The organism is Vibrio sp. 10N.286.46.A8 (assembly GCF_041470165.1).
In the GTDB taxonomy this organism is placed as follows: domain Bacteria; phylum Pseudomonadota; class Gammaproteobacteria; order Enterobacterales; family Vibrionaceae; genus Vibrio; species Vibrio tasmaniensis_A.
Genome location: NZ_JBFRLX010000077.1, coordinates 40305 through 46383, shown reverse-complemented (window position 1 = coordinate 46383; position 6079 = coordinate 40305). Strand labels below are relative to the sequence as shown.

The 6079-nt window shown below is 43.7% G+C and carries 7 protein-coding genes; all 7 read left to right on the top strand.

The genetic code is table 11. The features are described 5' to 3' along the window. The first annotated feature begins 125 nt into the window (after positions 1–125). Positions 126–2021, top strand: coding sequence for a tRNA uridine-5-carboxymethylaminomethyl(34) synthesis enzyme MnmG (gene mnmG / locus AB4232_RS09405; RefSeq protein ID WP_371728277.1), 1896 nt, complete (start codon positions 126–128; stop codon positions 2019–2021). Further along, positions 2021–2653, top strand: coding sequence for a 16S rRNA (guanine(527)-N(7))-methyltransferase RsmG (rsmG, locus tag AB4232_RS09400; RefSeq protein WP_009848127.1), 633 nt, complete (start codon positions 2021–2023; stop codon positions 2651–2653). Before mnmG ends, rsmG begins: the two co-directional genes overlap by 1 nt. A 14-nt stretch (positions 2654–2667) precedes the next feature. After that, positions 2668–3441 (top strand): ParA family protein, encoded by a 774-nt coding sequence (locus AB4232_RS09395; RefSeq protein ID WP_009848126.1) that lies wholly within the window; start codon positions 2668–2670, stop codon positions 3439–3441. 23 nt (positions 3442–3464) lie between these two features. After that, entirely contained in the window at positions 3465–4346 is an 882-nt protein-coding gene (locus AB4232_RS09390; protein WP_012605105.1) for a ParB/RepB/Spo0J family partition protein, read from the top strand. Between the two features lie 192 nt (positions 4347–4538). Beyond that, positions 4539–4928: a F0F1 ATP synthase subunit I gene (locus tag AB4232_RS09385; RefSeq protein WP_008221392.1), complete on the top strand. Its 390-nt coding sequence runs from the start codon at positions 4539–4541 to the stop codon at positions 4926–4928. Between the two features lie 8 nt (positions 4929–4936). Then, on the top strand, positions 4937–5734 hold the full coding sequence (gene atpB, locus AB4232_RS09380) for a F0F1 ATP synthase subunit A (protein ID WP_009848124.1): 798 nt from the start codon (positions 4937–4939) through the stop codon (positions 5732–5734). Positions 5735–5783: 49 nt separating this feature from the next. Then, entirely contained in the window at positions 5784–6041 is a 258-nt protein-coding gene (gene atpE / locus AB4232_RS09375) for a F0F1 ATP synthase subunit C (protein ID WP_004411110.1), read from the top strand. Positions 6042–6079 lie beyond the last annotated feature (38 nt).

The following is a 6079-nucleotide window of genomic DNA, read 5'->3' as shown; positions in this document are numbered from 1 at the left end:
TATCTATATTAATTAAAAACAGCTTTTTCGAAAAATTCCAAAAACGTTTTCTCAAGCTATGAAAACAGGTAGAATATCGCTCCTTTTTATCAATCTAGAAACGTTTGAGTACCTGAGGTCGGTTCATGCTTTATCACGAAAAATTTGACGTCATCGTTGTTGGTGGTGGCCATGCAGGAACGGAAGCCGCACTCGCATCTGCACGTACTGGTCAAAGTACGTTATTACTAACTCATAATATCGATACGTTGGGACAGATGTCTTGTAACCCAGCCATTGGCGGGATCGGTAAGGGCCACTTGGTAAAAGAGGTCGATGCTATGGGTGGATTAATGGCGCAAGCTATTGATCATGCAGGTATTCAGTTCAGAACATTAAACGCATCAAAAGGCCCTGCGGTACGTGCAACTCGTGCACAAGCTGACCGCGCACTTTACAAAGCCTTTGTCCGTAATGTTCTTGAAAACACACCAAACCTAACTCTGTTCCAACAGTCGGTTGATGACTTGATCGTTGAACAAGATCAAGTGGTGGGTGTGGTTACGCAAATGGGCCTCAAATTCCGCGCTAATGCTGTGGTCTTAACGGTAGGCACATTCCTAGGCGGTAAGATTCATATTGGTATGGAAAGTTCATCGGGTGGACGTGCGGGTGATCCACCATCGATCGCGCTCGCTGACCGTCTTCGTGATCTTCCATTTCGTGTTGATCGCCTGAAAACGGGTACACCTCCTCGCATCGATGCACGCAGCGTTGATTTTTCTGAGCTTGAGGTTCAGCACGGCGATAATCCGACTCCGGTTTTCTCATTCATGGGTAACCGAGCTCAGCAGCCGCGTCAGATTCCATGTTACATCACGCACACTAACGAAAATACGCATGACGTTATTCGTGCCAATCTCGATCGCAGCCCGATGTACGCTGGTGTGATTGAAGGTATTGGCCCTCGTTACTGTCCGTCGATTGAAGACAAAGTGATGCGTTTTGCTGATAAAAACAGTCACCAAATTTTCATTGAGCCTGAAGGCCTAACGACGCACGAGTTATACCCGAATGGTATTTCAACCAGTTTGCCGTTTGATGTTCAGGTAAAAATCGTTCACTCAATGAAAGGTTTTGAGAACGCACACATCGTCCGTCCTGGCTACGCGATTGAGTACGACTTCTTTGACCCTCGCGATCTTAAACTGACTTACGAGACCAAGTTTATTAAGGGGTTGTTCTTTGCGGGGCAAATCAATGGCACCACTGGCTACGAAGAAGCTGCAGCACAAGGCTTAATGGCCGGTTTGAATGCGAGTTTGTTTACGCAAGGCAAAGAGGGCTGGAGTCCACGCCGCGATCAAGCTTACATGGGTGTACTTATCGATGACTTGTCGACGATGGGTACTAAAGAACCGTACCGCATGTTTACATCTCGCGCGGAGTACCGCTTGTTGCTTCGTGAAGACAACGCTGATATCCGTTTGACTGAAAAGTCACGTGAACTTGGCTTGGTCGACGATGCTCGTTGGACGCGATTCAACGAGAAGATGGAAAACATGGAGAAAGAGCGTCAACGTCTTAAAGAAACATGGATTAATCCAAAATCTGAAGATATTGATCAATTGAACCAGATCCTGAAAACACCAATGTCTCGTGAAGCGAGTGGTGAAGATCTTCTTCGCCGCCCTGAAATGACTTATTTACAGCTAACGTCGTTGGATCGTTTTGGTCCTGCACTGGAAGATCAACAAGCCTCAGAGCAAGTTGAGATCCAAGTGAAGTACGATGGCTATATCCAACGTCAACAAGATGAAATTGAAAAGTCACTGCGTCATGAAAACACCAAACTGCCGGCTGACATCGATTACAGTAAGGTAAAAGGGCTTTCTAACGAAGTGGTTCTAAAACTAACTACCGCTAAACCAGACTCAATTGGTATTGCATCGCGAATCTCAGGTATCACACCTGCTGCAATTTCAATTCTGTTGGTTTACTTGAAAAAACACGGCCTGTTGAAAAAAGGTGAGGAAGCATAATGAGCGCATTACGCGAAAAACTGGATCACCTGATTGGCCAGACTGAACTTGAAGTATCTGAAAAGCAACGCAGCCAATTGGTTGGCTACGTTGAGTTACTAAACAAGTGGAACAAAGCATACAATCTGACGTCAGTTCGTGATCCGCAAGAAATGATGGTGAAACATATCTTAGATAGCATCATTGTTAGCACTCACTTACAAGGCAAGCGCTTTATTGACGTTGGCACAGGCCCTGGCCTTCCTGGGATTCCGCTCTCAATCATGAATCCTGACTGCGAGTTTTACTTGCTAGACAGCTTGGGTAAGCGTATTCGTTTTATCAAGCAAGTGATTCATGAGCTGGGTATCGACAACGTGGTGCCGATTCAAAGTCGCGTTGAAGAATTTCAACCAGAAGAAAAGTTTGATGCCGTGCTCAGTCGCGCATTTGCATCAATGACAGACATGGTAGAGTGGTGTCATCATTTACCTAAAGAGCAATCCGGTGTATTTTTGGCTCTTAAGGGACAACACCCTAGAGACGAAATCGACCTGTTACCTGAATGGTGTTCAGTGACAGACATTAAAGCTTTGCAAGTGCCAGAGCTTGATGGAGAGCGTCATCTAGTTACTTTATCGCGTCAGGGATAATCAGCGAGGCCATAGTGGGTAAAATCGTAGCAATTGCCAACCAGAAGGGTGGCGTAGGAAAAACAACAACTTGCATTAACTTGGCAGCATCAATGGCGGCAACAAAGCGCAAGATATTGGTTGTTGACCTCGATCCTCAAGGTAATGCCACGATGGCGAGCGGTGTTGACAAGTATCAGGTTGAAGCAACTGCTTACGATTTGTTGGTTGAAGACACCCCATTTGATGAGGTAGTTTGCCGAAGTACATCTGGCAACTATGACCTTATCGCCGCAAATGGTGATGTTACAGCGGCAGAAATCAAATTGATGGAAGTGTTTGCTCGTGAAGTTCGCCTAAAGAACGCGTTGGCATCCATTCGTAATAACTATGATTTCATCTTTATCGATTGCCCACCGTCATTAAATCTTCTTACAATTAATGCGATGGCTGCGGCCGATTCCGTATTGGTTCCTATGCAATGTGAATACTTTGCTCTGGAAGGTTTGACTGCGTTGATGGATACCATTAGCAAGCTCGCTGCGGTGGTGAATGAGAACCTGAAGATTGAAGGTCTTCTGCGTACTATGTACGATCCTCGTAACCGCTTATCGAACGAAGTATCTGATCAACTCAAAAAGCACTTCGGTAGCAAAGTCTATCGAACTGTGATCCCTAGAAATGTGCGTCTGGCAGAAGCGCCGAGTCATGGCAAGCCAGCAATGTACTACGACAAATATTCTGCAGGAGCTAAGGCATATCTTGCTCTTGCTGGCGAAATGTTACGTCGTGAAGAAGTCCCAGTATAGGTCCAACCAAAGGAATTCGCTCAATGTCTAAGCGTGGTTTAGGAAAGGGGCTAGATGCATTGCTTGCAACTAGCTCATTAGCTCGTGAAAAGCAGCAAGTTGCTTCTTATAGTCAGGCGTTGTCGGCTGATGGTGAGCTTATCGAATTGGCTGTTGGTTGCTTAAAGCCAGGTGTATATCAACCGCGTAAGGATATTGCGCCGGAAGCGCTAGAAGAGCTGGCAGCATCAATCCAATCTCAAGGTATTATTCAGCCAATCGTTGTACGTCCCTTAGCACACGACCAGTTTGAGATTATTGCTGGCGAACGTCGTTGGAGAGCTGCTCGTCAAGCAGGCCTTAAGCAAGTGCCATGTCTAATTAAGAGAGTCGAAGACAAGGCCGCGATTGCGATGGCATTGATCGAGAACATTCAGCGTGAAGACTTGAATGCTATCGAAGAAGCACAAGCGTTAGAGCGCTTGCAGAACGAATTTGAGCTGACACATCAACAAGTTGCTGAAGTGATCGGTAAATCGAGAGCAACGGTTAGTAACTTATTACGTCTAAATCAGCTCGAAAATGAAGTAAAAGGTTTAGTTTCCAACAAACACCTGGAAATGGGGCATGCTAGAGCATTGCTTGCGCTCGAAGGCGATACCCAGGTTGAGGCAGCAAACACTGCAGCAACCAAAAAAATGACCGTGCGTCAAACTGAGCAGCTTGTTAAAAAGTGCTTAAAGCCAGACGTTGAATCAGAATCGAAGCAAGAAGACACTGAAGCTATCGAACTTTCACGAAGACTCACGGAAAAATTGCAAGCAAACGTTTCAGTTACTCGTTCTGTTAGTGGGAAGTCAAAAGTGACAATTACTCTTGATGAGCCTCACAAATTAGATCAACTTATTGCTAAATTAGAGTACTAAGTGAGATAATTGATTTAGGTCAATTATGTAATGAACAAGTGATTTCGTACAAAAGTTGTCGGTTTGTATACAAAAATGTAAATGATTGCTGCATTCTTATTGCAATCAATTTGGCTGAACGTATAATTTTCGCCAATTTATCAGCACGCTTTTAAGCGAGTATCAAAGTAGGCTTAAAAGAGGAACGAATACATGGTAGCGGCGTTAGCAAGACCAGGACGAGTGCTTGCAAAGCAAATGTTATTGATCGAGCTTAGCGCGGTTATATTAGTGGCGATAGGGTTAGGTTTAGCTGTTAATCCTGATTGGGGTTTTGCTGCATTAATCGGTGGCGGTATTTTTGTCATCGCGAATGTAGTTTTTTGTGTGTGTGCTTTTCTATTTTGTGGAGCTCGCGCAACTAAGTTAGTTGCGGCGTCGTTCTATGCAGGTGAAGCGCTCAAAATCTTAATCACAGTTCTATTATTCTCTATCGTCTACATGTATATGCAGGTGGAATTAATTCCCCTCAAACTGACCTATTTACTGGTTCTAGGTATTAATATCTTTGCGCCAGTGCTTTTCATTAACAATAAAAAATAGGATGAGTTATGGCTGCGCCAACAGCATCCGGATACATTGAACACCATTTACAAAACCTTTCTTTAGCTAAGTTTGGTCTTGTAGAGGAGACAAGTTTCTGGAACGTACATATAGACAGTCTGTTTTTTTCGGTGTTGACAGGGATGTTATTCCTTTGGGTTTTTCGCTCAGTCGCTAAGAAAGCAACAGTAGGTGTACCTGGTAAGCTTCAGTGTTTTGTTGAAATGGTAGTGGAATTCGTTGGTGACAACGTTAAAGAAACTTTCCATGGCCGCAACCCTCTGATTGCCCCACTAGCACTGACTATATTCTGCTGGATTATCATTATGAACTTGATGGACTTAGTGCCTATCGATTTCTTACCATATCCTGCAGAGCATTGGCTAGGTATCCCTTACTTGAAAGTGGTTCCTACAGCTGATGTTAATATAACAATGGCAATGGCTTTAGGTGTTTTTGCTCTGATGATCTACTACAGCATCAAAGTGAAAGGTCTAGGCGGATTTGCTAAAGAATTGGCACTGCATCCATTTAATCACCCAATCATGATTCCATTTAACTTGGTACTTGAGGTAATTTCGTTATTAGCGAAGCCACTATCTCTAGGTATGCGTTTATTTGGTAATATGTTTGCGGGTGAGGTGGTGTTTATTCTTATCGCGGCAATGCTACCGTGGTACTTACAATGGGTAGGTGCACTACCTTGGGCTATCTTCCATATCTTGGTTATTTTGATTCAAGCGTTTGTTTTCATGATGTTGACAATCGTTTACTTATCAATGGCTCATGAAGATAGTGATCACTAAAAAATTTTTAAGCTTTATTCTAACTATTAATGTTAATCGGAGAACGTAAATGGAAACTGTACTAAGTTTTTCAGCAATCGCTGTTGCTATCATTGTTGGTCTTTGTGCCGTAGGTACTGCAATTGGTTTTGCTATTCTTGGTGGTAAATTCCTAGAAGGCGCTGCGCGTCAACCTGAAATGGCTCCAATGCTACAAGTTAAGATGTTCATCATCGCTGGTCTATTGGATGCTGTTCCAATGATCGGTATCGTAATCGCACTACTATTCACGTTTGCTAACCCATTTGTTGGTCAACTAGCAGGCTAATTAACTTCTAAATAGTTAATTAAATTTTTGTAGTTGAT

Bases quoted from the DNA above. Each gene is read 5' to 3' on its own strand.
- AB4232_RS09390 (WP_012605105.1), top strand. From the start codon at position 3,465: ATGTCTAAGCGTGGTTTAGGAAAGGGGCTAGATGCATTGCTTGCAACT.
- atpE (WP_004411110.1), top strand. From the start codon at position 5,784: ATGGAAACTGTACTAAGTTTTTCAGCAATCGCTGTTGCTATCATTGTT.
- atpB (WP_009848124.1), top strand. From the start codon at position 4,937: ATGGCTGCGCCAACAGCATCCGGATACATTGAACACCATTTACAAAAC.
- AB4232_RS09385 (WP_008221392.1), top strand. From the start codon at position 4,539: ATGGTAGCGGCGTTAGCAAGACCAGGACGAGTGCTTGCAAAGCAAATG.
- rsmG (WP_009848127.1), top strand. From the start codon at position 2,021: ATGAGCGCATTACGCGAAAAACTGGATCACCTGATTGGCCAGACTGAA.
- mnmG (WP_371728277.1), top strand. From the start codon at position 126: ATGCTTTATCACGAAAAATTTGACGTCATCGTTGTTGGTGGTGGCCAT.